The 1820-nt window shown below is 42.1% G+C and carries 3 protein-coding genes and 1 pseudogene; 1 reads left to right on the top strand and 3 read right to left on the bottom strand.

Features of this window, described 5'->3' with window-relative positions; all coding sequences use genetic code 11:
* Nucleotides 1-265 precede the first annotated feature (265 nt).
* A complete protein-coding gene (locus ELS82_RS24565) occupies nt 266-649 on the top strand; it encodes a GFA family protein (RefSeq protein ID WP_134837726.1) in 384 nt (127 codons plus the stop codon).
* A gap of 166 nt (nt 650-815) precedes the next feature.
* Here the strand turns inward: ELS82_RS24565 and ELS82_RS24570 are convergent, their stop codons facing one another.
* The 3 genes and pseudogenes from ELS82_RS24570 to ELS82_RS24580 form a co-directional block, all read right to left on the bottom strand.
* On the bottom strand, nt 816-1313 hold the full coding sequence (locus ELS82_RS24570; RefSeq protein WP_134837727.1) for a GNAT family N-acetyltransferase: 498 nt from the start codon (nt 1311-1313) through the stop codon (nt 816-818).
* Entirely contained in the window at nt 1310-1582 is a 273-nt protein-coding gene (locus ELS82_RS24575) for a type II toxin-antitoxin system TacA family antitoxin (protein WP_017420534.1), read from the bottom strand. The genes ELS82_RS24570 and ELS82_RS24575 overlap by 4 nt, the downstream gene beginning before the upstream one ends.
* Nucleotides 1583-1702: 120 nt before the next feature.
* Nucleotides 1703-1820, bottom strand: a pseudogene (locus ELS82_RS24580) (IS30 family transposase); the annotation flags it as partial.

The following is a 1820-nucleotide window of genomic DNA, read 5'->3' on the forward strand; positions in this document are numbered from 1 at the left end:
TCGGTCTCTCGATAGAGGAGCCATCATTTAATCGAACTACCAGATAGAAGAACTTTAGTTGCAGTTAAAGTCTGGGTCTCACCTTACCCGATTGGAGCGCTTATTATCCATACAATAATTTAAGCAGATTCGCAACGCTTGGCACTTTCGGCTTTCTTCAGTTTAAGTGTTTATGTCACAATGGTTTAGGTAAGGTGGTTGGCGTTGCTCGCCACTTAACGCGGCGTTATAACACTATTAAGAAAATCAGCATGGAAATAGTAATATGGACATAAAAAGTGTACACAAAGCAAAATGCCACTGTGGTGCAGTTGAGCTAGAGCTTACAATGCCAAACGGCTTAGAAGACCCTCGTCGTTGTTCATGTTCTATGTGTCGAAAGCGTGGAGCAATTGCTGCTTCTGTGTTACTTGAGAACCTCAAAATTATAAAAGGTGAAGACAATTTGACCCTTTATCAATTTAATACCATGACAGCAAAACACTATTTTTGTAAAACTTGCGGTATATACACTCATCATCAAAGGCGCTCTAACCCCCATCAATTCGCAATTAATGTCGCATGTCTTGAAGGCGTAAACCCTTATGACTTAGAGCCAGTCAAAATATATGACGGCATCCATCATCCCAAGGATACAATCAACTTGTAGTTACTCCGGAAGTCAGTGTTATAACAAATTACTTAACAGGGGCTCCTAACGCTTGGCGACTTCAGTCGCAATTTTAGCTCCGCGCATATGGCACAATATTTAGGTTGGGTGGTATAGCGTTATCGCCCGTTAGTAAGGCGTTAGTTTGCTAAAGGCTAGCGGTTAACTAGCCTAAGCTTGCTCTCACATCTGCAATGGTGATGAAGAGTTTGTTTTCAGCGTCTTGAAATGCTTGAAAACCATAGCGTTCATAGAAATGTTTTGCTCCGTCTTTGGCATCAACGATAACAACTGGAAATGCAACGCTATCACTAGCGGCTAATAGCTTTCTGAGTGCGTCGATAAGCAGCCACTCACCAAAGCCTTTCCCTTTGTATCGGTCATCGACAGCAAGACGGGCAATCAGACCACCAGAGGTGGATGATTGGTGCTTTTTTTGTAACTTATCAGGCAATGCCTTTAAGTCAATTGGTGTCATTGTTAGTGTGTAAAAGCCAATGACATGTGAGTTGTCGCTATCATCTTCCAAAACAAACGTTCTGGTGTTGTCCTTCTTTGCTTGCTGACTCGCTATTGCTTTTAAGTAATTATTGAGAGCTTCTATGCCACAGTTGAATCGGTTTCTATCGTGTTTAGCTTTATCTAGAAGTACCGTATTCATCATTGAGTTTTGCTCTCGTATCGATCAGCAGCAGCTTTTAGTTTTGAGTTCTGTGTTGCAGGACGGTCTAAAGCTTCCATGAGCAACATCGCGTCTGCTTGGCTCAATTTTAAAGCCTGTTCACGTTCGATGACTTGTTTAGCTTTTTCGATTGCAGCGCTTAGAACAAACGAGTTGATGCTAGACATGCCGGCGATCGCGGCAGCCTTAGTAAGTAAGTCTTGTGTATCGACATCAACTCTAGCGGTGATGCGAGGCAAAGTAGTAGCCATAATGTTATCTCCTGTTGTGTCAAAATGTCACATGTGTATTATGGTCTTAAAGTGTGCAATAAGCAATCCCTGTGTCACTTTGGCACGCAACTTAGTATCAAGTTTGAAGTGCGACACTTTTTACAGATGCGCATGAATATACTCCGTTGGTGTTCTATACCCAAGTCTTTTGCGTGGGCGCGTATTTAATTTGTGTGCAATTTCATTGCAGATCTTCTGTGTCACATGTGACATGGAA

Source organism: Vibrio ouci, from assembly GCF_004551525.1.
Classification (GTDB): domain Bacteria; phylum Pseudomonadota; class Gammaproteobacteria; order Enterobacterales; family Vibrionaceae; genus Vibrio; species Vibrio ouci.